The sequence below is a fragment of the Herminiimonas contaminans genome (assembly GCF_015645465.1).
Taxonomy (GTDB): Bacteria; Pseudomonadota; Gammaproteobacteria; order Burkholderiales; family Burkholderiaceae_D; genus Oxalicibacterium; species Oxalicibacterium contaminans.
This window is the reverse complement of record NZ_JADOEL010000019.1, coordinates 30,680-54,667: the sequence shown is the minus strand read 5'-3', so window position 1 is coordinate 54,667 and position 23,988 is coordinate 30,680. Positions and strand designations below refer to the sequence as shown.

Genomic DNA, 23,988 nt, shown 5'->3' with positions numbered 1-23,988 from the left:
CTAGGTTCAAAATACCATGATCAAAATCAGCATTAAAAAAGCGACTTTTCTACTTAAAAATCAACACGTTACGAACTTTCAATACCATGTTAAGTCTAAAGACCATGGCATGGTATCGGGCGTCTCTCATGGTATCGAGTGAGATAGTACCATCCGCCGTACCATAAGAAAAGCGTACTTGCCGGTGCTTGAAGATGCCAGCCAATGCCAGACCAAAAAGCAAAAAAGCCCGCAGTGACGCGGGCTTACGGGTGTTTTGGTGCCATCAGCTGCCTGCTGATGCCAGACGTGTGATCATTCCCACTCAATCGTCGCAGGCGGTTTACCCGAGATATCGTAGACCACGCGATTAATACCGCGTACTTCATTGATGATGCGGTTCGAGACATTGCCCAGCAGCTCATGCGGCAAATGCGCCCAGTGTGCGGTCATGAAGTCTTGTGTCTGTACTGCGCGCAAAGCCACCACGTACTCATAGGTACGACCATCGCCCATCACGCCTACCGATTTGACTGGCAGGAAGACGGCAAAGGCCTGGCTGGTTGCGTCGTACCAGTTGCGATGCGGAATACCGTTGTCGGTTGCTTCCGATGCGCCTGGTGTGGCGACGAATGGTGTCTTGCGCAGTTCTTCGATGAAGATGGCATCGGCACGGCGCAAGAGGTCGGCAAATTCCTTTTTCACTTCACCGAGGATACGCACGCCGAGGCCTGGGCCTGGGAATGGATGGCGGTACACCATGTCATGCGGCAAACCGAGCGCTACGCCCAGTTGACGCACTTCATCCTTGAACAATTCACGCAGTGGTTCCAGCAATTGCAGGTTCAGGGTTTCCGGCAAGCCGCCTACGTTGTGGTGGCTCTTGATAGTGTGACCCTTCTTACCCTTGCCTGCACTTTCGATGACGTCAGGGTAGATCGTGCCTTGTGCCAGCCATTTGGCATTCTTGCGCTTGCCAGCTTCGACCTGGAATACTTCGACGAATTCACGGCCGATGATTTTGCGCTTGGCTTCCGGATCGCTGACACCCGCCAGATGACCCATGAACTGATCGACTGCATCGATGTGGATGACGTTGACACCGAGATTCTCGGCAAACATCTCCATTACCATCTTGCCTTCATCCAGACGCAGCAAACCGTGATCGACAAATACGCAGGTCAACTGGTCGCCAATCGCGCGATGGATCAGCGCTGCAGCAACACTGCTGTCGACGCCACCGGACAAGCCGAGGATGACTTCGTCGCTGCCGACTTGCTGGCGGATTTTTTCGACTGCTTCGGCGATGTAATCCGGCATGTTCCAATCCGATTTACAGCCGCAAATTTCATGCACGAAGCGCGCGATGATGGCTTTACCTTGTACGGTATGCGTCACTTCAGGATGGAACTGGAATGCGTACATGCGACGTGCTTCGTCCGCCATACCGGCGATCGGGCAATTTGGTGTCGATGCCATCAGCTTGAAGCCAGGTGGCATTTCATTGACCTTGTCACCATGGCTCATCCAGACTTTCAGCATGCCATGGCCTTCGGCCGTGGTGAAGTCGCTGATGTCTTTAAGCAAAGCGGTGTGGCCATGCGCACGTACTTCGGCGTAACCGAATTCACGTACCTTGCCGTTTTCTACCTTGCCGCCCAGTTGCTCTGCCATTGCCTGCATGCCGTAGCAGATACCCAGAACCGGCACACCCAGTTCAAATACGGCTTGCGGTACACGCGGCGATTCGTCGCCTTCGATCACCGAGTTCGGACCACCTGACAGGATCACACCAGCGGCACCGTAGTTGCGCACGAACTCATCGCTGACGTCGTATGGATAGACTTCAGAAAAAACACCGGAATCGCGTACACGACGTGCGATCAATTGGGTGACTTGGGAACCGAAATCGAGGATGAGTATTTTCGAATGCATGGGATAGTTGGCTAATGCTTCTAGGTGGAACGATTAATTTTCAAACGGATTACTTTGCGGCGGGCGATGCGGACGACATATGTGCATGCAGTTCCCGTTCCAGCACGGCGACCAGATCATGCAGGCAGTGCTTGTCGCCTTCGGTGAACATGCGTGGCCGTTCGTGTATCAGGCCTATCCTGCCGACGATCTGACCGTCGCGATTACGCACAGGCTGCAATGCATAAAAGCGTACGTCCAGATTATCTATCTTGCCCAGCGCGGCCTGGAATGGCGATGACTTTTCCGGGACTACCTGCAAATCATCCGTCAGATCCTGTTGCGCACAAAACGCATGTGCAGCTGTATCGAAAGACGAAGCGGGATCATCGTCAGCCGCATGCAAATAAACGATACAGGCCGAGACACCAAACAGATGCTTCCCCAGCCGCTCTATGCGGGCAACAGCGTGGGAAAGATCTTCCTGCCGGCTCCTGCTGCTATCAAATGCAGGGCTGGCAAGTTGTGCTGACAGTGCCATGCAGCGACCTTATTCAGCGCGGTAGTTCGGCGCTTCCTTGGTGATCTGTACGTCATGGACATGCGATTCACGCATACCGGCCGAGGTGATTTCCACAAACTCAGCGCGCTCACGGAATTCGTCGATGGTCGAGCAACCACAGTAACCCATGGAAGAGCGTACACCGCCCACCAGTTGATACAAGATGGTGACCATGCTGCCTTTGTAGGCAACGCGACCTTCGATACCTTCCGGCACGAATTTATCCACGTTGTTGGCTGGATCCTGGAAGTAACGGTCTGCCGAACCATCGGCCATCGCACCCAGGCTACCCATACCGCGGTAAGCTTTGTAGCTACGACCCTGGAACAGGATCACTTCGCCTGGTGCTTCATCCGTACCGGCAAACATGCTGCCCATCATGACGCTGGAAGCACCTGCTGCCAGTGCCTTGGAAATATCACCGGAGAAGCGGATGCCGCCGTCAGCGATACACGGCACGCCTGTGCCTTTGAGCGCTTCAGCAACATTCGAGATGGCGGTGATTTGTGGCACGCCTACACCTGCAACGATACGTGTGGTGCAGATCGAGCCTGGGCCGATACCAACCTTGACGCCGTCCGCGCCATGCTCAACCAGTGCCAGTGCAGCCGCTGCGGTAGCAATATTGCCGCCGATGACGTCTACACCCTTGTAGTTATCCTTGATCCAGCGCACGCGATCCAGCACGCCTTTGGAATGACCGTGCGCGGTATCGACCACGATCACGTCCACACCAGCCTTGACCAGCAGGTCTACGCGTTCATCGTTGTCGGCACCGACGCCAACTGCTGCGCCGACGCGCAATTTACCCTGGCTGTCTTTCGATGCCAGTGGATGCTCGGTTGCTTTCTGGATGTCTTTGGCGGTGATCAGGCCGCGCAGTTCGAAGGCGTCGTTGACGACCAGCACACGCTCCAGGCGGTGCTTGTTCATCAGGCGCTTGGCTTCAACCAGGTCCGCGCCGTCCGGCACGTAAACCAGTTTGTCCTTCGGTGTCATTTTGCTGCTGACAGGTGCGTCCAGTTCGTTTTCAAAGCGCAGATCGCGGTTGGTGATGATACCGACCACGGTCTTGCCTTCGACGACCGGGAAACCGCTGATGCCATGTTGCTGCGACAAAGCGAGTACGTCACGGATCTTGGTGTCTGGCGGGATGGTGATCGGATCACGCACGACGCCGGACTCGAAACGTTTTACTTTGGCAACTTCACGCGCCTGTTCTTTGGCGGTCAGGTTTTTGTGGATGATACCGATACCACCTTCCTGTGCCATCGCGATCGCAAGGCGACCTTCGGTCACAGTATCCATCGCTGCCGACAGCAAAGGGATATTCAGGGTGATGTTACGGCTCAGGCGCGTAACAAGGGAAGTATCTTTTGGGAGGATGTCTGAGTAAGCCGGGACCAGCAGCACGTCATCGAATGTGAGTGCTTTTTGTAATAAACGCATAGCATTTTCCTAGTGGCGCAAAAGCGAATTATACAGAAATCCGTTTGCTGCGTCTTGCACTTGCTAAAAAGCTTGTCGACAAATTGCCGTATTGATTGACAGCAGACTGGAAGCATGGCGAAATCGCACAACTAGAACTCATTTCATCAATATCCGCGAGTGCGAACGCGGCTATTTGGGAGGTAGTGCAAGGCGTGTCGTGCCGCCAAGGGTGGTCCCTTGGCAAGCGGCGCAACGCAGCAATACGCCCAAATAGCCCGTTCCCTCCGGGTTCTTACCAAAAGCGGCGCTGGCCGCGTTGTGCTCCTTGCGCATAGCCCGCTATGCGACGCGTCGCACGCCTTGCCAGCACCGCTTTTGGTAAGAACGCATCTCACGGATATTGATGAAATGAGTTCTATTATCGCCACTCCCTGAAGGATTTGTCATGCGTTCAACCGGTTTTGCCCGCCTCACCCTCGCACTTATCCTTTCCCTCGGAGCCAGCGCCGCCTTTGCCCAATATATCTGGCTGGATAACAAAGGCGTGAAACAGTATTCGGACCGCCCGCCACCAACCTCCGTGCCAACCAGCAAAATCCTCAAAGCCCCGGGCACGCCGCTGCGTACTGCCTCGGAAGCAAGTACGGAAGAGGCGGAAAAAGATGCTGATCTGACAAAAAAGGCCCCTCCTACGCTGGCTGACAAGAATGCCGATTTCCAGAAGCGCCGGATAGCCCAGGCCGAGAAAGATAAGGAAACCGAGCAAAAAACCAAACAGGCAGCAGATCAGAAGAAAAATTGCGAACGTGCGACTGCCTATAACCGCATACTGGAATCAGGCCAGCGCGTCAGCCGCATGGATCAATCGGGGGAAAGGGTTTACCTGAGCGACGAAGAGCGCGAACAGGAAATAAAAGAGAGTCGGCGCGTACTTAACGACTGTAAATAACCAGTGAAAACGCTCTAAAAATCCCTGCCTGCTACCGGCAACGGTATCAGGCAGTTTTTTTGACAGCCTTGTGATCCGCCCGTTTGCGGCGCGTATCCTTGGGATCGGCGATGAGCGGCCGGTAGATTTCAACCCGGTCATGCTCACGTAGGACGGTGTCCAGGGTTTTCAGCTTGCCATAGATACCCACACGCCAGACGCTGACATCGATTTCCGGCGCTTGCTGAATAATTCCGCTATTCTGGATCGCTTGCTGTATGGTCGTGCCGACCGGAACGGTCTGCTCCAGCAAGAACTGCTGGCCTGGCCGCGCGTAGCAAATCTGGATGTGAATGGAAGCTGGATCAGCCATATACTGCATCTGCCCTCTTGCTGAAGGAATCGACAAAGCTGGTAGCGATCATATTGAATACAGGCCCGATGATTTGCTCGATCAGGCGATTCGAGAATTCATACTGCAGGTCGAAGTCGATCTTGCAGGCATCTTCCCGCAGTGGTTTGAAGGTCCAGGTGCCGTGCAACTGCTTGAATGGCCCTTCCAGCAAGCGCATGGTCATGGATACCGGGCGCACATTGGTGTTTTCCGTGGTGAAGCTCTGCTTGACGCCGTGGTAATTGATCATGATGCTGGCCACCAGCCGGCCTTCTTCCCGCTGCTTGACCTCGACCCCGCCACACCATGGCAAAAATTGAGGATAATCCTCGACCCGGTCTACCAGCGCAAACATTTGTTCAGCGCTGTAGCCCAACAAGACTGATTTATGTACTACCGCCATCGAATATGAACCGTTTGATAGAATCGCGAAGTATCCATTTTAACCGACCCCTAGCCGAAACTCATGAGCATTGTTGACAACAGAAAAGCATTCCACGATTACTTCATCGAGGAGCGCTTCGAGGCCGGCATCGTATTGCAAGGTTGGGAAGCCAAATCCATACGCGCCGGACGGGTGCAGCTGAAGGAAGCCTATGTCATCGTGCGCAACGATGAAATCTTCCTGTTTGGCTCGCATATCAGCCCGCTCGCCACCGCCTCTACCCACATTACGCCTGATCCGGTGCGTACACGCAAGCTATTGCTGAAGTCTGAGGAAATCAAGAAACTCAGCGCCAAGGTAGAACGTTCCGGCTATACGCTGGTGCCGCTCAACCTGCACTACCAGCGCGGCTACATCAAATGCGAAATCGGCCTCGCCAAGGGTAAAAAGCAGCACGATAAACGCGATGCGGAAAAGCAGCGCGATACCAATCGCGAAATCCAGGCCGTGATGAAACAGAACCGGCGATAAAAAACGGCGCCCGCAGGCGCCGTTTTTGTTTATGCGGTGCGCAACATTACTTGCCTGGCGCGCCCTGCGATTTCACAACCTGCATCGCAGTCGCGATCAAACCGCTCATATCGCCCAGATTGGCCGGGATGATAATCGAGTTATTGGTCTTCGCCAGTTTGCCGAAGGCTTCGACATACTGTTCTGCCACTTTCAGGTTCACCGCATCCGCACCACCTGGCTCGCGGATAGCCGAAGCTGTCTTGCGGATCGCTTCTGCCGTCGCTTCAGCAATGGACAGGATAGCCGACGCCTCACCCTGCGCACGGTTGATCGCTGCCTGCTTCTCACCTTCTGAACGCGCAATCGATGCTTCACGTTCACCGGTCGCGATATTGATCTGCTCTTGCTTGCGGCCTTCGGATGCAGCAATCAGCGCACGCTTTTCACGTTCAGCGGTAATTTGCGATTGCATCGCATGCAGGATTTCCTTGGGCGGTGTCAAATCCTTGATCTCGTAGCGCAGGACTTTGACACCCCAGTTAGAGGCGGACTCATCCACCGCGCCGACCACCGCATGGTTGATCAGGTCACGTTCTTCAAAGGTCTTGTCCAGTTCCATGCGACCGATGACGGAGCGCAGTGTCGTTTGTGCCAACTGCGAAATCGCGGAGATGTAATTCGACGAACCGTAGGAAGCGCGCATGGGATCTGTCACCTGGAAGTACAGGATGCCATCTACTTCCAGCTGCGTATTGTCTTTGGTGATACAGACTTGCATAGGTACATCAAGTGGAATTTCCTTCAGCGAGTGCTTGTATGCGATGCGGTCGATGAAAGGCAGCACGATCTTCAGGCCCGGGCCCAAGGTCGCATGGTATTTACCCAGACGCTCCACTACCCATGCATGCTGCTGCGGCACCACATTGATGGTCTTGATGACAAAGACAATGGCGACTATCAGCAGGAAGATAGTGACGCTAGTAGTATCAAACATAGTGTTATTCCCTTTATTGTGCGTGAGCGGTGGCGTCACTGTTACGGACGATTAAACGGCTACCCTGTACTTCTCGTATGATGAATTTTCCCGGCAGCGGCGACTCGCCTTCTGCCAGCGCCACATCCCACAAAGCGCCGCGATACATGACGCGTGCGGTGTAAGAGTTGGCATTGATTTGTTGCCACTCTGCGACTTCCAGCGCCTGTCCTATATCGAGATTTACATTCGGATCACTCGCGGCATCAGTATGATCAGGACGACCGAATTTACTACGACGCAAGGCAAAGGTAGCGAGCGCGGCAACGGCTGCTGCAATCAGGCATTGTTCCGGCACACCCATGCCGCCCAGCGCCGCCAGACCACCTGCGGCAGTTCCTATGGCTATCATCAACAGATAGAAGGTGCCGGTTGCCATTTCCAGTACGACCAGTACACAGGCCACGGCAAACCAAATCATCCAGTCCGTCATGTGTTTTTCTCCCAAAAAAGCAAAAACCCTCGTGGACCGTTGGGCGACGAGGGTTAAGAAACCACGATAAGACTTATCAACAGTCGGGTGCACACAGTCTAGACTAAAAATCCGTGTAGCAACATAAATTCACACACCCGACTGCCTTACTACCTTAAAACATTAAACGCGTTTGGCCAGGCTTTGCCATGTCTCGATCACCGAATCAGGATTCAGCGACAAGGAGGTAATGCCTTCCTTCATCAGCCATTCGGCAAAGTCCGGATGATCCGATGGACCCTGACCGCAGATACCAACGTACTTGCCCTGCTTGCGACATGCAGCAATCGCACGCGAGAACATCGCCAGTACCGAAGGATCACGTTCATCGAAATCAGCTGCCAGGATTTCCATACCGGAATCACGATCCAGACCCAATGTGAGTTGGGTCAAATCGTTGGAACCGATAGAGAAGCCATCGAAGTAGTTGAGGAACTCTTCAGCCAGGATCGCGTTCGACGGCACTTCGCACATCATGACGATGCGCAAACCGTTTTCACCACGTTTCAGACCATTCTTTTCCAGCAGCTTGATGACTTTGTCGGCCTGACCCAGCGTACGTACGAATGGCACCATGATTTCGACGTTGGTCAAACCCATCTCGTCACGCACGCGCTTCATCGCCTTGCATTCCATTTCGAAGGATTCAGCAAAATCTGGTGCCAGGTAACGTGCAACACCACGGAAACCCAGCATAGGATTTTCTTCATCCGGCTCGTAACGGGAACCGCCGATCAGCTTTTTGTACTCATTCGATTTGAAGTCGGACAAACGCACGATCACTGGTTTAGGCCAGAACGCTGCACCGATAGTGGCGATACCTTCTGCCAGCTTGTCGATGTAAAACGCTTTCGGCGAAGCGTGACCACGCGCGACCGATTCCACTGCGGTTTTCAGATCAGCGTCGATATGCGGGTATTCCAGAATTGCTTTTGGATGAACACCGATATTGTTGTTGATGATGAATTCCAGACGCGCCAGGCCGACACCAGCATTCGGAATGCTTTGGAAGTCGAATGCGAGTTGCGGATTACCGACATTGAGAGTGATCTTCAATGGCAGCTCAGGCAAATCGCCGCGTGCGAATTCAGTGACTTCAGTTTCCAGCAAGCCGTCGTAGACTTTACCTTCATCACCTTCTGCACAGGATACGGTGACCAGCGTACCGTCAGTCAGCAACTCGGTCGCATCGCCGCAACCGACCACCGCAGGCACACCCAGTTCACGCGCGATAATCGCCGCGTGACAGGTGCGACCACCACGGTTGGTGACGATAGCGGAAGCGCGCTTCATGACTGGTTCCCAGTTCGGGTCTGTCATGTCGGCTACCAGCACATCGCCTGGCTGTACACGTTCCATATCGGCCGGATCGAGAATCACACGGACCGGACCGGCACCGATTTTCTGGCCGATGGCACGACCTACGGTCAATACCGAGCCGCTGCCTTTGAGTTTGAAACGTTGCTGGACGTCGGTAGTTTTTTGTTGCGACTTCACAGTTTCCGGACGTGCTTGCAGGATGTACAGCTTGCCGTCCAGACCGTCTTTGCCCCACTCGATATCCATCGGACGGCCATAGTGCTTCTCGATGATGACTGCATACTTCGCCAGCTCAACGATTTCTTCGTCGGTTAGCGAGTAACGATTGCGCATGCCGATAGGCACATCGACAGTACGCACCGAACGACCAGCCTTGGCTTCTTCGGTGAATTCCATCTTGATCAGCTTGGAGCCGATGTTGCGACGGATGATAGGCAGTTTGCCGAGTTCCAGCATAGGCTTGTGCACATAGAATTCATCCGGGTTCACTGCGCCCTGCACCACGGTCTCACCGAGACCATAGCTGGAAGTGATGAAGACCACGTCCTGGAAACCCGATTCGGTATCCAGCGTGAACATCACACCGGCCGCGCCCTTATCGGAGCGCACCATACGCTGTACGCCTGCCGACAATGCAACTTCAGCATGGGTAAAGCCTTTGTGTACACGATAGGAAATTGCACGGTCGTTGTAGAGCGAAGCGAAGACATGCTTGATTGCTTCAAGCACATTGTCGATGCCGACCACATTGAGGAAGGTTTCTTGCTGACCGGCAAACGACGCATCCGGCAAATCCTCTGCTGTCGCAGAAGAACGCACGGCAAACGACATTTCCTTGGAGGAATCTGCGGCCAGGTCTTGATAGTACTGCTTGATGTCTTGCAGCAATTGCGGCTGGAATGGTGTTTCCACTATCCACTGACGAATCTCGGTACCGGCTTGCGCCAGCGCACGTACATCGTCAATATTCAGACCTTCCAGACGCTGTGCGATACGTTGTGCCAGACTCAGCCCACCGTTTTCGCTGTACGCCAGGAAATCCCTGAACGCCTGTGCTGTAGTGGCAAAGCCACCCGGCACCCTGACACCAGCTTCTGCGAGTTGGCTGATCATCTCGCCCAGGGACGAGTTTTTACCGCCAACCGAGTCCACATCGGACATCCGTAGACGGTCGAAAGAAACGACGTAGTTTCCCTCTACTGCCGGGTCATACTTGCTCCCCGTTTGTAATGCAATCGACATAACAACCTCTGCTTTGATGAAAGAAATCTTCGTGCACGCCCTTATGAGGCGACAGATAGGCAACAGTTTTTGTTATTCTTCGAGTAAGGCCGTAACATGTTCGAGCAATTGGCCGACATTTTACCCAAAGTCTTACGAGTTCGCACTGCAGCGCAGCATTTTTTTAACTTACAGCATCCTTACACCAACCCATGAGCCAACCTGTAGACCGTAGTCCGGCTAGCACACGCACCGTGTTCTTTGTCTCCGATGGTACGGGCATCACAGCGGAAACATTCGGTCATTCGGTGTTAACCCAGTTTGAAATGCGCTTCAAACAAGTCCGTTTACCGTTCATCGATACGACGGACAAGGCTTATGATGCATTGCGGAAAATTAACGAGACTTTCGCTGCCGACGGGCAGCGCCCTATCATTTTCTCCACATTGGTGAAATCCGATTTATCCAGCATTGTGCGCCAATCCCAGGGGATGCACATGGATTTAATTCAAACTTTTGTGGAGCCGCTGGAACAGGAGCTGGGCGTCAAATCGACGCACACGATAGGCCGCAGTCATACCAGCACGGACTCAGAGGAATACAAGAACCGGATCGAGGCAATTAACTTTTCGCTGGCGCATGATGACGGCCAATCGCACAAGAATTTATCTGCTGCCGATGTCATCCTGGTCGGCGTCTCACGCTCCGGAAAAACACCTACCAGCCTGTTCCTGGCGATGCAGTACGGCATCAAGGCAGCTAACTATCCTTTGATACCCGACGATTTCGAACGCGGCAAATTACCGAGCGGATTGCAGGAATACAAGCACAAGATTTTTGGCCTATCGATTGCAGCAGACCGGCTTGCGGAAATTCGTAACGAACGCTTACCCGGCAGCAAATATGCCGCCTTACAAAACTGCCGTTACGAGATTAATGAGGCGGAACGGATGATGCGCCGCGAAGGGATACGCTGGATGTCGTCGACCACCAAATCAATCGAAGAGATCGCGGCGACGATTTTGCAGGAAATCAAATCGGACCAGCGGCCCGACTGAAGAAATTACTTGGCCGAGGTTTGCTGCCGTACCTGTTCAAAGAAGCAGACTGCGGAGCTGGCGGCTACGTTCAAGGATTCAATATCGCCCAGATGGGGAATCGAAACGCGATAGCTGGCGCGAGCCAATAAATCGTCAGCCACGCCCTGCCCTTCATGCCCGAACAGCCATGCTACAGGCTGACGCAAATCCACTTCATAGAGTTGCTTGTCAGCGTGCGAACTGGTCGCGATCACCGGGATGTCGGCACGCCCGAGCAGATCAGACAGATCAACACCTTCGAATATCTCCAGCAAAAAATGTGCGCCCATACCCGCGCGCAATACTTTCGGTGACCACGCAAAAGTGGTTCCAGCGCTGCAGTAGACCTGCTTGATACCGGCTGCCGCTGCACTACGCACGATAGAGCCGAAGTTGCCCGGGTCTTGTACCCGGTCGAGCAGCACGGCCGATTGCGTCAGGCGCGACGGTTGCTGTATCTCTGGCGTATCGATCACAAACAGGATATCGACGCCATGCTCAACCTGGCTCAGGGCATGGAACAAGGCATCCGGCAAGACGATGCACTGCGTATGGCTATCGCTACATTGTTGAATGATCGCACTCACTTCTTCATTCAACAAAGCCGTTTCACCGACTATGCACAGAGGTGGCAAGCCCATCTTCTCCAGATACGCCACACACAGATGCACGCCGTCCAGCAAGGTACGGCCTGCCTTGCGCCGCGCCTGCGAACTACCAGCCAGATGCTTTAATTCTTTGTAGAGCGGATTGTCGCGTGAGGATATGGTTTTCATCGTCATCGTACATGTACCTCAGCGTTTGTTCGCTGCGTCGCCGAGCAAGGCGCGTACCGGGGCGTAGGACTTGCGATGCACCGGCGATACGCCATGTTCGCGCAAGCGCTCCAGATGCAAGGCGGTCGGATAACCTTTGTGCTGATCAAACGCGTAATGTGGATACTGGATATGCAAGACACCCAGCGCGTGATCACGCGCGGTCTTGGCGAGGATGGAAGCAGCGGAAATTGCCGCCACTTTATCGTCACCCTTGATGATGGCTTCTGAACGCACCGAAGTCACCGGACAACGATTGCCATCTATCAGTGCCAGCGTCGGCAGGACGTGCAAACCTTCGATCGCACGACGCATGGCCAGCATGGTTGCCTGCAGGATATTCAGGCTATCGATTTCTTCTTCCGAGCACTGCGCGATCGACCAGGACATTGCGTATTGCTTGATATCGAGTGCCAGTGCATCGCGCTTTGCTTCGCTCAGTTTTTTGGAATCGCGCAAACCGTCTATTGGTCGCTGCGGATCGAGGATAACCGCAGCAGCAAACACCGGCCCGGCCAGCGGGCCACGTCCGGCTTCATCTACACCGCAAATGATGTCCTCGTCCATGAAGCTGAACAATGAGAGGTTGGGATCTTCTTTTTTCACGGAGATGCTTTCTTGTACTGCGCAGGTTTGCGTTAACTTTAAACGCGACCGCCGCTGCGTGATTGCTCTATCAATTCGATGACCGCACGTGCGCTCTCTCCCGCCGTGTCGCGCAACAGGCTATGGTGCATTTCGGTAAAGCGACGCTGCAGGCGTTCACGCAAGGCGCTGTCCTGCAATTGCGGCCATAGTGCATCCGCCAGTGCTTGCGGCGTCGCTGCATCCTGCAACAACTCCGGCACCAGGAATTCCCGCGCCAGGATGTTAGGCAAACCGATCCACGGCTGGTAAGCCATATGACGCAAGATGTGCCATGACGCACTCATCATCTTGTATGCGATCACCATAGGCCGCTTGAACAGCGCGACTTCGAGCGAGGCGGTGCCAGAAGCAACCAATACCGCATCAGCCGCAGCCAGTGCGCGATGCGATTGTCCATCCAGTATCTGCACAGGTACGTCTTGCAAACCGGCTTGTGCGATCAATTCTTCAAAATAGCGGCGCTGCGCCGCTCCTGCCATCGGCGCGATGATGCGCAGGTTTGGATCGCGTTGCAGCAGTATCTTTGCCGCCGCGACAAAAGCCACCGCGTTGTATTTCAACTCGGACATGCGGCTACCCGGCAAGATAGCCACCACCGGCGCTGTAGCCGGCAAGTCCAGCATAGTGCGCGCACCAGCCTGATCCGGTTCCATCGGGATCACTTGTGCCAGCGGATGGCCGACGTAAGTCGCGGGTATGCCCGCCTTGCGATAGATCTCTTCCTCGAACGGGAAGATCACCAGCATATGCGAAGCTGCGCGTGCGATTTTCTTGATGCGGCCACCGCGCCAGGCCCAGATCGACGGGCCGATGAAATGCATGGTTGGAATACCGGCACTCTTGAGTTGTGCTTCCAGGCCGAGGTTGAAGTCAGGCGCATCCACGCCTATGAATACCGCTGGTTTTTCTGCCAGCAACTGGTCACGCAAGGCGACTTGTATGCCCTTGATTTCACGGTAGTGCGCGAGGACTTCGAACAAGCCACGCACCGACAGCTTCTCCATCGGGAAGTCACTGACAAAGCCATGCTGTGCCATGTGCGGACCGCCAATGCCGTGCATATACGCGTCCGGCATGTGCGGACGCAAACCGGATAACAAACGACCTGCCAACAAATCACCGGAGGTTTCACCGGCGACCATGGCGATGGCCGTGCTGCCGGCGATGCTTCCAGTGCTGTTAACGGATGATGCCACGAGGGGATGCTTCTATGAATTCGCGTAACTGGCGCAGATACGGTGCTGCGTCCGGCGATTTGGTTTCTTCTGCCTGCAAGGCTTGTTTGGCCTCGTCCAACGGCAAGCCGGAGCGGTAGATCGTTTTATAGCCGCGTTTGATGGCCATGATTTGCTCACTGCTGAAACCGCGACGCTTCAGGCCTTCGCTATTGATACCCGCCGGTACCGCGCGATTGCCAGCCGCAGTGACAAATGGCGGCACATCCTGGCTGACGGCAGCCGTAAACGCCGTCATCGCGTGTGCGCCTATGCGGCAGAATTGATGTACCGACGTGAAGCCGCCGAGGAATACCCAGTCTTCCAGGTGGACATGACCGGCCAGGGTCGCATTGTTGGCCAGAATGATGTTGTCACCGAGCTGGCAGTCATGCGCGATGTGCACATACGCCATGATCCAGTTATCACTACCCAGGCGGGTAATGCCGACGTCCTGCGTAGTGCCCAGATTGATGGTGACAAATTCACGGATGGTATTGCGATCACCGATGGTCAGCAATGTCGGTTCACCCGCGTACTTCTTGTCCTGCGGTGCGGCACCGATGGAGGCAAACTGGAAAATCTTATTATCGGCACCGATAGTGGTATGCCCTTCGATCACCACATGCGGACCAATCTTGCTACCCGCGCCGATGACGACGTCCGGACCAATGACGGTGTAGGCACCGACCTCGACGGTAGCGTCGAGTTGAGCCTTGGGATCAACAATCGCGGTTGGATGGATCAATGACATTACTGCCCCGCAGCCGGGCTCGCATCGTTAATCGTGCGCATGGTGCACATCAGTTCTGCTTCCAGCGCCAGCTGACCGTCGACCGAGCCGGTCGCTTTGTATTTCCAGATACCGCGCGCATTGCGCAGGATTTCAACTTCCATTTTCAACTGGTCGCCTGGCTCCACCGGACGCTTGAAGCGTGCACCGTCGATACCGATGAAATAGACCACGCTATTGTCATCTGGTTTTTGGCCCATGGTCAGGAAGGACAGCAAGGCGGCAGTTTGTGCCAGCGCTTCTATCATCAGCACGCCTGGCATGACTGGTTTGTGCGGGAAGTGACCGTTGAAGAATTCTTCATTGACGGTAACGTTCTTAATCGCGGTAATCGACTTGCCCGACTCCCAGTTCAACACGCGATCAACCAGCAGCAAAGGATAGCGATGCGGCAGGTATTGCTTGATCTGATTGATGTCGAGTGTTTTGTTTACTGTGGTATTCATTCTGATTTGTCGCCTAGCGATTTAATAGTTTTTTCTAATTCGCGGATTTTCTCACGCATCGTCGCCAAATTGCGCACGATGACCGCAGATTTTTCCCAGTCGGCATTCTTCGCCAATGGATAAAAACCCGTGTATTGCCCTGGTTCATGGATAGAACGCGACACCATACTACCGGACGAGATATGCACACGATCAGCGATGGTCAAATGCCCCAGCACCATCGCCGCTCCACCGAAAGTACAGTATTTCCCGATGATGGCACTGCCAGCTACGCCAACACAGCCAGCCATCGCCGTATGCGCGCCGATATGACAGTTATGACCGATCTGGATCTGGTTATCAAGTTTGACGCCATCTTCAATCACGGTATCTGCCAGCGCGCCGCGGTCTATCGAGGTATTGGCGCCGATTTCCACATCGTCGCCTATCCTGACGGCGCCGGTCTGCGGAATCTTGATATAGATCCCGCCCTCATTGGCAAAACCGAAGCCATCTGCGCCTATCACCGCGCCGGAATGGATAACGCCGCGCGCCCCTATCCGGCAACCAGCCAGGAAGCTGACACGCGGATAGAAATGGGTGTTGGCACCGAGGTGGGCGTCACGACCGATAAAACAGCCTGCATCGACCACGCAGCCTTCTTCGATCACCCCGCCCGCCTCTACCGTGACAAAGGGGCCAATGGACGCACTGGCTGCGATTTGCGCAGTCGGATCGACCGCAGCACTCGGATGTATGCCGACGGGCGCGACATGCGCGTGCAAACTGGCGAAATACTGCGCCGCCCGTGCAAAGTAGGCGTAAGGATTCGCCGTGACGATACGCGCGCCCTTATAGTCAGCCGCCACGATCTCATCGTCTGCAGCAGACAAAATTAAAGCGGCCGCGTGCGTTTGCGCGGCCTGCCCTCTGAACTTGGGATTGGAAAGAAACGTGATGTGCGATGCGTCAGCATCGTTTAACGGTGCGATGCCGACAACCTGTATGTCCGCATCGCCTATCAACCGGCCCCCCAAGCGTTCGACTAAATCTCCCAGCCGAGTGCTCATCGTTGCCTTTTTATTTTATTTGCCCAGCGCTTTGATTACTTTATCGGTGATGTCGATACGCGGACTGACATAAGCCGCTTCCTGCAACACGATATCGTATTTTTCTGCTTCAGCGATTTGCTTGATCACTTTATTGGTACGTTCGATCGCGCTGGCAGTTTCCTCGTTACGACGCTGGTTCAAGTCTTCCTTGAACTCACGTTGGTTACGCTGGAACTCTTTATCCAGATCTGCCAATTCGCGTTGACGCTTCGCACGTTCCGAATCCGACAATACCGGTGCATCCTTGTCGAACTTGTCGGCCAGGTTCTTCAGGCGATTTGCCATGTCTTGCAATTCTTTCTGGCGCTTGGCGAACTCTTGTTCCAGTTTGACTTGTGCCGCCTTGTAAGGCGCCGCTTCGCGGAATACACGCTCGGTGCTGATGAAACCGATGCGAGTTTCCTGCGCTTGCGCTACGGAAACAAAACACAATCCAGCGGCAAGAACTGCCACGCCTTTGGAGACTACTGACGATTTAATGAAGGACTTCAACATAATTCTCCGTGTTTCAAATTTAATATCGACCGCCTATTATGCCTCAAGCGATCAGAAACCTGTACCCAGCTGGAACTGGAAGGCTTGCGTGCGATCTTTTTCCTGAGCCGTGCCGGAAGTAGTCGCATTCAAGGCCTTACCGAAGCTCAATTTGAGCGGACCGATAGGCGAAACCCAGCTCAGACCCACGCCCGCCGAAGTTTTCAAGCCACCACCGCCAAATCCATCAGCATAAACGTTACCCGCATCAAAGAAGGTAAACCAGCGCAAGCTGCGATCTATACCTGAACCCGGGAATGGCAATTGCAATTCCGCATTCATGATAATACGAGACGAGCCACCCAACGGATCGCCGTTACCTGCCTTAGGTCCCAGCGACGAACTTTCATAGCCACGCACCGAACCAATACCACCACCGTAGAAGTTTTTGAAAATCGGGTAGTTTTTACCGCCCAGACCTTTACCGTAGTTAATCTCACCGTTCAGCGCCAAAGTTACATTCGTAAACAATGGTTTGAAATACTGGTGTTGATAAGTTGCACGATAGTAATTTGCATCCCCTGCAGGCGAAAACTCAAAATTAGCACGTTGATAACGACCGCGGGTAGGCACCAAAGCACTATCCCGATTGTCGCGCTGCCATGCCGCAGTCAAAGGCAAACCAGTAGTAGAAGCGTTATGCACTCCTTGCGAGAAAGCACTGTTTGGATTATTAACATCATTAGCAACATTATTGATGCTATCAACATACCGCTTATAGACCTCTGGACTATCGTTATAGTTCGTCACACCGCTATAAGTTTGTACCTCAGTACGTTCCACGCCGACACCAAAAAATACAGTGTCATATTCAGTAAAGGGCACACCGAACTTGATGTTTGCACCAGTAGTACGAATACGATAATCACCAGTATTGATGGTAGGCGGACGCGTAGTACGCAGGAAAACCTCGTAGCTGCGGCTGATACCATCATCCGTGAAATACGGATTGGTGCTGGACAAGGCAATGGTACGGTTCAGACGGCTGGTGTTGACGTTCACACCGACGGTATTACCGCTACCGAAAGCATTCGCCTGGTTCACACCACCACTCAGCGACAATTTATCCGCACTAGAGAAACCCGCACCCAGCATAATGTTACCGGTAGGCTTCTCGGTGACGCCGATGTTGACATCAACCTGGTCGGTCTTGCCTGCCACGTCTGGTGTTTCGACCGTTACGTCATTGAAGTAATCCAGACGATCGATACGGTCACGCGACAATTTAATTTTTTCAGCGTCGTACCAGGAATTTTCAAACTGGCGCATTTCACGACGGATAACTTCATCGCGGGTTTTGGTATTGCCGCTGATGTTGATGTTACGTACGTATACGCGCTTACCCGGATCAATCATGATAGTGAAGGCAACTTCTTTCTTCTCACGATCAACTTGCGGGTTCGCGTTCACGTTTGCAAACGCATAGCCGAAGTTACCCAGGCGATCAGAAATGTTCTTGGTGCTGGCAGTCAGTTTCTCGCCGGAGAACACATCACCTTTCTTCAATTGCACCAGCGAACTCAGCTCAGCTTCACGTCCCAGCATTTCGCCTTCCAGCTTAATGTCAGACACATTGAACTTGTCACCTTCCTTGATATTGATGGTGATGAAGATATCTTTCTTGTCCGGTGTGATCGAGACTTGCGTCGATTCGATTTGCATCTCGAGGTAACCGCGGTTCAGGTAGTAAGACTTGAGGGTCTCGATATCGCCAGCCAGCTTTTGCTTCGAATATTGATCGGCTTTTGAGTACCAGGTAAACCAGCCGGGTGTACGCAAGGCCAGCAAACTGATCAGTTCTTTTTCGCTGAATGCCTTGTTGCCGATGATATTAATGTTCTTGATACGTGCCGGTTCACCTTCATCCACTGCAAAGGTTACAGAGACACGGTTACGCTCCAGCGGCGTTACGGTCGTCGTGATCTGTACACCGTACAGGCCGCGCGACAGGTACTGACGCTTCAATTCCTGTTCAGCACGATCCACCAGCGCCTTGTCATAAATACGCGATTCGCCTACGCCGATTTCTTTCAGCGCTTTGGTCAACTGGTCTTTTTCAAATTCCTTGGTGCCGGTGAACTCCACGCTGGCAATCGCCGGACGTTCTTCAACAAACACCACCAGCACATCGCCTTCCACTTCTATCCGTACGTCCTTGAAGAAGCCGGTTGCATACAAAGCTTTAATCGCTGCCGCACCTTTGTCATCGGTGAATGTTTCGCCTACACGTACCGGCAGGTAGCTGAACACGGTACCGGCTTCGGTACGTTGAATACCTTCGACCCGGATGTCTTTAACAGTGAAAGGATCGGCCGCGTGCACATAGCCCGAGCACAGCGCGAAGGCAGCAACAGCGATAAGACGACGGGGAAATACCGGCAAGGAGTAAAGCTCTGAATATAATTTCATTGGCTATCGTAAATGGTTGTACTAGTCAGACCTTGGTCTGAAAAAGGCTTGCATCCCTAGGAGATCAGGCGATTGATATCATTAAAGACTGCTACCAGCATCAAGGTCATTAAAATCCCTATACCTGCACGCTGGGCGATTGCACCAAAGCGCTCCGAGACTGGACGACCTGTTAAAACTTCCACAGCATAATACAGCAAAAGCCCCCCATCCAACACTGGGATAGGTAGCAGATTCATCACGCCCAGACTGATGCTGACAAAGGCGATAAAGCTCAGGTAACTGATCCAGCCGATACGGGCAGTCTGCCCTGCATAATCGGCAATCGTAATCGGTCCGGTCACGTTTTTCCAGGAAACCTCACCGATGATCATTTTGCCGACCATTTTGATCGTCAAAACACTGGTATCCCAGGTTTTCTGTACGCCCTTCAGCAAGGCTGAAAACAGCGAATGATGGGCCACTACCATGTCCGGTGCCATCGGTACTTCGACCTTGATGCGGCCAAAAACCTGGCCGTCTGTATTCACCTCTTCCGGCACCACACGTAGGCTCAAAGGCTGGCCATTCCGCAGCAAATCGAGTTCAAGACTTTTCCCCGGTGAGGCACGCACCAGCTCTACCAAGGCCAAACCATCGGCCACAGGCGCACCATTCACACGCAGCACCTGGTCACCCTTTTGCAAGCCAGCCTTCATGGCCGGACCGTCAGGCACGACCTGTCCCAGGATCGCTGGCGGACGCGCCAGGTCTATCCCGAGCTTGCCGAGAAAGTCACCTTCCAGTTCATTTGGGGAAATGCTGTCGACCGGCAGCGTCACGGTCTGAATGTTCTTTGCATCCGGAGATCCGGCTACCGGGGTTTCCACTTCCAGTCGGACTGGCTGCTTATTGATGACGGACTGCACCATTTGCCAGCGCAAGTCGTTCCAGATTTGTACTGCCTCGCCATTCACCGAGGTAACCAGCTCATTACCGCGCAAACCAGCCTGATACGCCACCGATTTCTCGGCTGGTGCGCGCAGCTTGGGTGCAGGTTCAGGAATGCCATAGCTATACAAGCCGGCAAACACGGCAATAGCCAGCAGGAAATTGGCGATCGGGCCAGCCGCTACTATCGCGATCCGGCGCCATACCGACTGGCGGGTGAATTCGCGCTTCATATCCTCTGGCGAGATATCGTCCAGATCTTCATCCCGCGCATCCAGCATCTTGACGTAACCACCCAGCGGCAGGATGGAAACCGCCCACTCGGTCTGGTCAGCGCCAAAGCGGCGCGAGTAAACCACCTTGCCCATACCCACCGAGAAACGCAGTACCTTGACGCCACACCAACGCGCAACCAGGTAATGACCGAGCTCATGCACGATCACCAGTACGCCGAGTACGACGGCAAATGCGAGTATGGTTTGCAGCAGCATCATGACGGTATAAATGAGTTCGCTAATTCACGGGCGCAACGATCTTGCGCAAAGACCGATTCGATATCGGTAAGTGCCACCGATGGCATCGCATCCATTACACGTGAAATCAACTGGTCTATCACACGGAAACCGATACGACTGTCGAGAAATGCCTGTACGGCGACTTCATTGGCGGCATTCATAATCGCGGGGGCAGAACCGCCCGCCTGCAAGGCATCATACGCCAGTTTCAGGCATGGAAATCTTAAGTAATCCGGCCGTTCAAAGCTAAGTTGCGCAATTTGTATCAAATCCACCGGCGGCACGCCGGAACTGATGCGTTCCGGATAAGCCAACGCATGCGCGATCGGGGTACGCATATCCGGATTGCCGAGCTGCGCCAGCACCGAGCCATCGACGTAGGACACCATCGAATGAACCACGCTTTGCGGGTGAATCACAACCTCTATCTTGTCGGCAGGCACATCGAATAACCAGTGTGCCTCGATAACTTCCAGCCCCTTGTTCATCATGGTGGCGGAATCGACCGAAATCTTGCGCCCCATCACCCACTTCGGATGCGCCACGGCTTCCTGCCAGCTCACCTGATCCAGCGTATTCACGTCACGCTTCAGGAACGGGCCGCCGGAAGCGGTCAACATGATCTTGGCCACGCCATGTTCGAGCGGCGTACGCTGGCAGGATGCCGGCATGCATTGAAAAATGGCGTTGTGTTCGCTATCGATGGGCATCAGGATAGAACCACTGGCAGCGACCGCTTCCATCAACAACGGACCGGACATCACCAGTGCTTCCTTATTCGCCAGCAGCACACGCTTGCCAGCACGGGCTGCTGCCAGGGTCGGTGCCAGGCCAGCACCACCGACGATGGCCGCCATCACGCTATCGCACTCAGGCGCGCTGGCCACATCGCACAAGGCGGCTTCGCCATAAGCGACTTGCGTATGCAAGCCCTGCGCGTCCAGCAAACCCTGTAATTTTTTCGCTGCCTCGGCCGTACCCACGACCGCGACTTGCGGCTTGAAGCGCGCACATTGCTGCGCCAGCTCTTCAACCTTGCTTTGCGCAGTCAATGCATAAACCGAATAGCGCTCAGGATGACGCGCAATAACATCCAGGGTGGAAACACCGATAGAACCGGTCGAACCCAGAATCGTGATTTGCTGCATTTCTGCCTTACATCCAATAAGTGATTAGTGCTGCCAGCGGCAGGGTCGGGATCAAGGCATCGATCCGGTCCAGCACCCCGCCGTGGCCAGGCAACAGATTGCTGCTGTCTTTCATGGCGGCGCGGCGCTTGAGTTGTGACTCAAACAAGTCACCCACGATGCTGGCCGCTACCATCAGGATCAATACCGCGAGAAAACCCGCCCAGCCCCAGGTCTGATACAAGCGCACGGCAAAGGTATCGTTCAATGCGGGCGTTAGCGTACTGGCGCATGCTGCCAGCAAGACCAAAATGCCGCCGCCAATCGCACCTTCCCAGGATTTGCCTGGTGAGATAGAAGGCGCCAGCTTGCGCTTACCGAAAGCCTTGCCGCTGAAATAGGCGCCGATATCCGCGATCCAGACGATAGCCATGACCGAGAACATATACAGCGCGGAATGATTGTAGAGAACCAGCAAGGCAATGAAAGCGCCAAGGATGGCGATGCCATAAATACCGGTGAGCAAGCGATTGCCGAAACTGTTCATCGCAGGCAAGCCCAGCGCCAGCGACGGTGTCAGGCGCAAGGCCCAGATCGCGACGCACATCGCTGCCAGAAACACGCTTTGCTTGAAGCTGCCGCTATAGATCAGCCATGCAAATGCGGCAGTCCAAAGTGCGGCACCGACCTGCGGGCCTTTATTGCCGAACAGGCGTAAACACTCCCATGCAGCCGCCGCGAAGAACGCGACCGTCAGCGCAGCAAAGGCAACAAAGGAACCGGAATAAATCACCAACAGCAGCACTGCCAGCAATACCACTGCAGTGATGATGCGCGTTTTTAGCATTTGGCCACCGGCGATTGCTCGGCCAATTGTGCGCTGGTACGACCGAAACGTCGTTCACGTTGCTGATAGGAAGCGATAGCCAACTCCAATGCGGCCGCGTCAAAATCCGGCCAATAAGTATCGGTGAAATACAGCTCGGTATAAGCCAGTTGCCACAACAGGAAATTGGAAATGCGCTCTTCCCCGCCGGTGCGGATAAAGAGGTCAGGCTCGGGCGCATAGGCCAGCGACAGATACGGTGCCAGCTGTTCTTCAGTGAAATCACTGCTACCCGGATTGGCCGCCAGCATTTGATTCACCGCCTGCATGATGTCCCAGCGGCCGCCGTAGTTGGCGCAGATGGTGACGGTCAGGCGGGTATTACCGGCTGTCTTGCGTTCGGCAGCAGAAATCATCTTCTGCAGCTTGTCGTCGAAACGACTCAGGTCGCCAACTATCTTCAGGCGTATGCCATTGGCATGCATCTTCGATACTTCGCGTTCCAGTGCAGTCACAAACAGACGCATCAGCAGCGACACTTCATCTTCCGGGCGCCGCCAGTTTTCCGAACTGAAGGCAAAAAAGGTCACGTATTCGACGCCTTGCCGGGCGCATGCTTCGACGACGCCGCGCACCGCTTCCACACCTTTGACATGGCCAGCCACGCGCGGCATGAAACGCTTGGTAGCCCAACGTCCATTGCCATCCATGATGATGGCAATATGACGCGGCACCAGCGAGACCTCCGGTACAACCTGGGTTGAGCTAGGCGACGTCATAGTTGAGCGACCGGCAGCGAAAAGCGGGATGAGGGAATTGAGTGCAGACTCAAACCGTCAACACTTCTTTTTCTTTTTCTACGACGAGTTTGTCGATTTCGAGCACGAATTTATCGGTCAGCTTCTGGATTTCGTCCTGCGCACGACGCTCTTCGTCTTCCGAGCAAGCTTTTTCCTTGACCAGTTTTTTCAGCGATTCGTTGGCGTCACGACGGATATTGCGCACGGCAATTTTCGCGTCTTCTGCTTCGCTCTTGACCAGCTTAACCATTTCCTTGCGGCGTTCTTCGGTCAGCGGCGGAGTCGGTACGCGGATCAGCTCGCCCTGGGTTGCAGGATTCAGGCCGAGATCAGCTTCGCGAATTGCTTTCTCAACGACAGCAACCATTTTCTTTTCAAACGGCTGGACGCCGATGGTACGTGCATCGATCAGGGTCACGTTAGCGACCTGGCTCAGATGAGTCGGGTTGCCGTAGTACTCAACCATCACGTGGTCGAGTATGCCGGTGTGTGCACGGCCGGTACGTACTTTTGCCAGATCAGCCTTCAGAGTCTCTATCGACTTCTGCATCTTTTGATCGGCTGTCTTCTTTGCATCTGCAACAGTCATTACTGTTCTCCTCTTTTACA

At 54.1% G+C, this 23,988-nt stretch carries 24 protein-coding genes; 3 read left to right on the top strand and 21 right to left on the bottom strand.

What is annotated here, in order from left to right:
- Positions 1-294: 294 nt before the first annotated feature.
- Genes guaA through guaB form a run of 3 tightly spaced genes read right to left on the bottom strand, consistent with a single transcriptional unit; the run spans position 295 to position 3,904 of the window.
- On the bottom strand, positions 295-1,914 hold the full coding sequence (gene guaA, locus IXC47_RS17385; protein WP_195876494.1) for a glutamine-hydrolyzing GMP synthase: 1,620 nt from the start codon (positions 1,912-1,914) through the stop codon (positions 295-297).
- A 49-nt stretch (positions 1,915-1,963) separates the two neighbouring features.
- Positions 1,964-2,434 carry a GAF domain-containing protein gene (locus IXC47_RS17380; RefSeq protein WP_230089628.1) on the bottom strand — a complete coding sequence of 157 codons (471 nt, stop codon included), beginning with the start codon at positions 2,432-2,434 and terminating at the stop codon, positions 1,964-1,966.
- 9 nt (positions 2,435-2,443) lie between these two features.
- A complete protein-coding gene (guaB, locus tag IXC47_RS17375) occupies positions 2,444-3,904 on the bottom strand; it encodes an IMP dehydrogenase (RefSeq protein WP_175625725.1) in 1,461 nt (486 codons plus the stop codon).
- A gap of 427 nt (positions 3,905-4,331) precedes the next feature.
- Between guaB and IXC47_RS17370 the strand changes: the two genes are divergently transcribed.
- Entirely contained in the window at positions 4,332-4,835 is a 504-nt protein-coding gene (locus IXC47_RS17370; RefSeq protein WP_195876493.1) for a DUF4124 domain-containing protein, read from the top strand.
- 46 nt (positions 4,836-4,881) lie between these two features.
- Here the strand turns inward: IXC47_RS17370 and IXC47_RS17365 are convergent, their stop codons facing one another.
- Positions 4,882-5,187 (bottom strand): RnfH family protein, encoded by a 306-nt coding sequence (locus IXC47_RS17365; RefSeq protein ID WP_195876492.1) that lies wholly within the window; start codon positions 5,185-5,187, stop codon positions 4,882-4,884.
- Positions 5,180-5,611: a type II toxin-antitoxin system RatA family toxin gene (locus tag IXC47_RS17360; RefSeq protein ID WP_124573922.1), complete on the bottom strand. Its 432-nt coding sequence runs from the start codon at positions 5,609-5,611 to the stop codon at positions 5,180-5,182. Before IXC47_RS17360 ends, IXC47_RS17365 begins: the two co-directional genes overlap by 8 nt.
- Positions 5,612-5,674: 63 nt before the next feature.
- Between IXC47_RS17360 and smpB the strand changes: the two genes are divergently transcribed.
- The gene (smpB, locus tag IXC47_RS17355) at positions 5,675-6,124 is read left to right on the top strand and encodes an SsrA-binding protein SmpB (protein ID WP_195876491.1); all 450 of its coding nucleotides are present in this window, start codon (positions 5,675-5,677) and stop codon (positions 6,122-6,124) included.
- 46 nt (positions 6,125-6,170) lie between these two features.
- Here smpB and IXC47_RS17350 read toward each other — a convergent pair whose 3' ends face one another.
- The 3 genes from IXC47_RS17350 to ppsA form a co-directional block, all read right to left on the bottom strand.
- Complete coding sequence (locus tag IXC47_RS17350; protein WP_195876490.1) at positions 6,171-7,100, bottom strand: SPFH domain-containing protein; 930 nt, start codon at positions 7,098-7,100, stop codon at positions 6,171-6,173.
- 13 nt (positions 7,101-7,113) lie between these two features.
- On the bottom strand, positions 7,114-7,572 hold the full coding sequence (locus tag IXC47_RS17345) for an NfeD family protein (RefSeq protein ID WP_195876489.1): 459 nt from the start codon (positions 7,570-7,572) through the stop codon (positions 7,114-7,116).
- A gap of 162 nt (positions 7,573-7,734) precedes the next feature.
- Positions 7,735-10,092 (bottom strand): phosphoenolpyruvate synthase, encoded by a 2,358-nt coding sequence (gene ppsA / locus IXC47_RS17340; protein ID WP_230089633.1) that lies wholly within the window; start codon positions 10,090-10,092, stop codon positions 7,735-7,737.
- A 272-nt stretch (positions 10,093-10,364) separates the two neighbouring features.
- Here ppsA and ppsR point away from each other — a divergent pair, with 272 nt between their 5' ends.
- Entirely contained in the window at positions 10,365-11,210 is an 846-nt protein-coding gene (gene ppsR, locus IXC47_RS17335) for a posphoenolpyruvate synthetase regulatory kinase/phosphorylase PpsR (protein ID WP_195876487.1), read from the top strand.
- Positions 11,211-11,215: 5 nt separating this feature from the next.
- On the opposite strand, the gene IXC47_RS17330 is transcribed toward ppsR, so the two are convergent.
- From IXC47_RS17330 to frr, 13 genes are all read right to left on the bottom strand, one after another.
- Positions 11,216-12,007 carry a TrmH family RNA methyltransferase gene (locus IXC47_RS17330; RefSeq protein WP_195876486.1) on the bottom strand — a complete coding sequence of 264 codons (792 nt, stop codon included), beginning with the start codon at positions 12,005-12,007 and terminating at the stop codon, positions 11,216-11,218.
- Positions 12,008-12,025: 18 nt separating this feature from the next.
- A complete protein-coding gene (rnhB, locus tag IXC47_RS17325; RefSeq protein WP_195876521.1) occupies positions 12,026-12,613 on the bottom strand; it encodes a ribonuclease HII in 588 nt (195 codons plus the stop codon).
- Positions 12,614-12,690: 77 nt separating this feature from the next.
- Positions 12,691-13,890: a lipid-A-disaccharide synthase gene (gene lpxB, locus IXC47_RS17320; RefSeq protein ID WP_326838423.1), complete on the bottom strand. Its 1,200-nt coding sequence runs from the start codon at positions 13,888-13,890 to the stop codon at positions 12,691-12,693.
- On the bottom strand, positions 13,874-14,662 hold the full coding sequence (lpxA, locus tag IXC47_RS17315) for an acyl-ACP--UDP-N-acetylglucosamine O-acyltransferase (protein ID WP_195876485.1): 789 nt from the start codon (positions 14,660-14,662) through the stop codon (positions 13,874-13,876). The genes lpxB and lpxA overlap by 17 nt, the downstream gene beginning before the upstream one ends.
- Positions 14,662-15,147 (bottom strand): 3-hydroxyacyl-ACP dehydratase FabZ, encoded by a 486-nt coding sequence (gene fabZ, locus IXC47_RS17310; RefSeq protein ID WP_195876484.1) that lies wholly within the window; start codon positions 15,145-15,147, stop codon positions 14,662-14,664. The genes lpxA and fabZ overlap by 1 nt, the downstream gene beginning before the upstream one ends.
- Positions 15,144-16,196, bottom strand: a complete 1,053-nt coding sequence (gene lpxD / locus IXC47_RS17305; RefSeq protein ID WP_195876483.1) for a UDP-3-O-(3-hydroxymyristoyl)glucosamine N-acyltransferase — start codon at positions 16,194-16,196, stop codon at positions 15,144-15,146. Before lpxD ends, fabZ begins: the two co-directional genes overlap by 4 nt.
- A gap of 15 nt (positions 16,197-16,211) precedes the next feature.
- On the bottom strand, positions 16,212-16,733 hold the full coding sequence (locus IXC47_RS17300) for an OmpH family outer membrane protein (protein WP_195876482.1): 522 nt from the start codon (positions 16,731-16,733) through the stop codon (positions 16,212-16,214).
- Between the two features lie 51 nt (positions 16,734-16,784).
- Complete coding sequence (gene bamA / locus IXC47_RS17295) at positions 16,785-19,181, bottom strand: outer membrane protein assembly factor BamA (protein ID WP_195876481.1); 2,397 nt, start codon at positions 19,179-19,181, stop codon at positions 16,785-16,787.
- Between the two features lie 56 nt (positions 19,182-19,237).
- Positions 19,238-20,605: an RIP metalloprotease RseP gene (rseP, locus tag IXC47_RS17290; RefSeq protein ID WP_195876480.1), complete on the bottom strand. Its 1,368-nt coding sequence runs from the start codon at positions 20,603-20,605 to the stop codon at positions 19,238-19,240.
- Complete coding sequence (gene ispC / locus IXC47_RS17285; RefSeq protein ID WP_195876479.1) at positions 20,602-21,774, bottom strand: 1-deoxy-D-xylulose-5-phosphate reductoisomerase; 1,173 nt, start codon at positions 21,772-21,774, stop codon at positions 20,602-20,604. Before ispC ends, rseP begins: the two co-directional genes overlap by 4 nt.
- 7 nt (positions 21,775-21,781) lie before the next feature.
- Positions 21,782-22,600, bottom strand: a complete 819-nt coding sequence (locus IXC47_RS17280) for a phosphatidate cytidylyltransferase (RefSeq protein ID WP_195876478.1) — start codon at positions 22,598-22,600, stop codon at positions 21,782-21,784.
- Positions 22,594-23,358, bottom strand: a complete 765-nt coding sequence (uppS, locus tag IXC47_RS17275; RefSeq protein WP_195876477.1) for a polyprenyl diphosphate synthase — start codon at positions 23,356-23,358, stop codon at positions 22,594-22,596. Before uppS ends, IXC47_RS17280 begins: the two co-directional genes overlap by 7 nt.
- A gap of 49 nt (positions 23,359-23,407) precedes the next feature.
- The gene (gene frr, locus IXC47_RS17270; protein ID WP_195876476.1) at positions 23,408-23,968 is read right to left on the bottom strand and encodes a ribosome recycling factor; all 561 of its coding nucleotides are present in this window, start codon (positions 23,966-23,968) and stop codon (positions 23,408-23,410) included.
- Between the last annotated feature and the right edge of the window lie 20 nt (positions 23,969-23,988).

Coding starts and splice junctions, on each gene's coding strand:
- rnhB (WP_195876521.1), bottom strand. CDS start 12,613: ATGGACGAGGACATCATTTGCGGTGTAGATGAAGCCGGACGTGGCCCG.
- bamA (WP_195876481.1), bottom strand. CDS start 19,181: ATGAAATTATATTCAGAGCTTTACTCCTTGCCGGTATTTCCCCGTCGT.
- fabZ (WP_195876484.1), bottom strand. CDS start 15,147: ATGAATACCACAGTAAACAAAACACTCGACATCAATCAGATCAAGCAA.
- rseP (WP_195876480.1), bottom strand. CDS start 20,605: ATGATGCTGCTGCAAACCATACTCGCATTTGCCGTCGTACTCGGCGTA.
- ppsR (WP_195876487.1), top strand. CDS start 10,365: ATGAGCCAACCTGTAGACCGTAGTCCGGCTAGCACACGCACCGTGTTC.
- lpxD (WP_195876483.1), bottom strand. CDS start 16,196: ATGAGCACTCGGCTGGGAGATTTAGTCGAACGCTTGGGGGGCCGGTTG.
- IXC47_RS17330 (WP_195876486.1), bottom strand. CDS start 12,007: ATGAAAACCATATCCTCACGCGACAATCCGCTCTACAAAGAATTAAAG.
- lpxA (WP_195876485.1), bottom strand. CDS start 14,662: ATGTCATTGATCCATCCAACCGCGATTGTTGATCCCAAGGCTCAACTC.
- guaA (WP_195876494.1), bottom strand. CDS start 1,914: ATGCATTCGAAAATACTCATCCTCGATTTCGGTTCCCAAGTCACCCAA.
- IXC47_RS17350 (WP_195876490.1), bottom strand. CDS start 7,100: ATGTTTGATACTACTAGCGTCACTATCTTCCTGCTGATAGTCGCCATT.
- uppS (WP_195876477.1), bottom strand. CDS start 23,358: ATGACGTCGCCTAGCTCAACCCAGGTTGTACCGGAGGTCTCGCTGGTG.
- IXC47_RS17370 (WP_195876493.1), top strand. CDS start 4,332: ATGCGTTCAACCGGTTTTGCCCGCCTCACCCTCGCACTTATCCTTTCC.
- smpB (WP_195876491.1), top strand. CDS start 5,675: ATGAGCATTGTTGACAACAGAAAAGCATTCCACGATTACTTCATCGAG.
- IXC47_RS17345 (WP_195876489.1), bottom strand. CDS start 7,572: ATGACGGACTGGATGATTTGGTTTGCCGTGGCCTGTGTACTGGTCGTA.
- IXC47_RS17365 (WP_195876492.1), bottom strand. CDS start 5,187: ATGGCTGATCCAGCTTCCATTCACATCCAGATTTGCTACGCGCGGCCA.
- IXC47_RS17300 (WP_195876482.1), bottom strand. CDS start 16,733: ATGTTGAAGTCCTTCATTAAATCGTCAGTAGTCTCCAAAGGCGTGGCA.
- ppsA (WP_230089633.1), bottom strand. CDS start 10,092: ATGTCCGATGTGGACTCGGTTGGCGGTAAAAACTCGTCCCTGGGCGAG.
- guaB (WP_175625725.1), bottom strand. CDS start 3,904: ATGCGTTTATTACAAAAAGCACTCACATTCGATGACGTGCTGCTGGTC.
- frr (WP_195876476.1), bottom strand. CDS start 23,968: ATGACTGTTGCAGATGCAAAGAAGACAGCCGATCAAAAGATGCAGAAG.
- ispC (WP_195876479.1), bottom strand. CDS start 21,774: ATGCAGCAAATCACGATTCTGGGTTCGACCGGTTCTATCGGTGTTTCC.
- IXC47_RS17280 (WP_195876478.1), bottom strand. CDS start 22,600: ATGCTAAAAACGCGCATCATCACTGCAGTGGTATTGCTGGCAGTGCTG.
- IXC47_RS17360 (WP_124573922.1), bottom strand. CDS start 5,611: ATGGCGGTAGTACATAAATCAGTCTTGTTGGGCTACAGCGCTGAACAA.
- IXC47_RS17380 (WP_230089628.1), bottom strand. CDS start 2,434: ATGGCACTGTCAGCACAACTTGCCAGCCCTGCATTTGATAGCAGCAGG.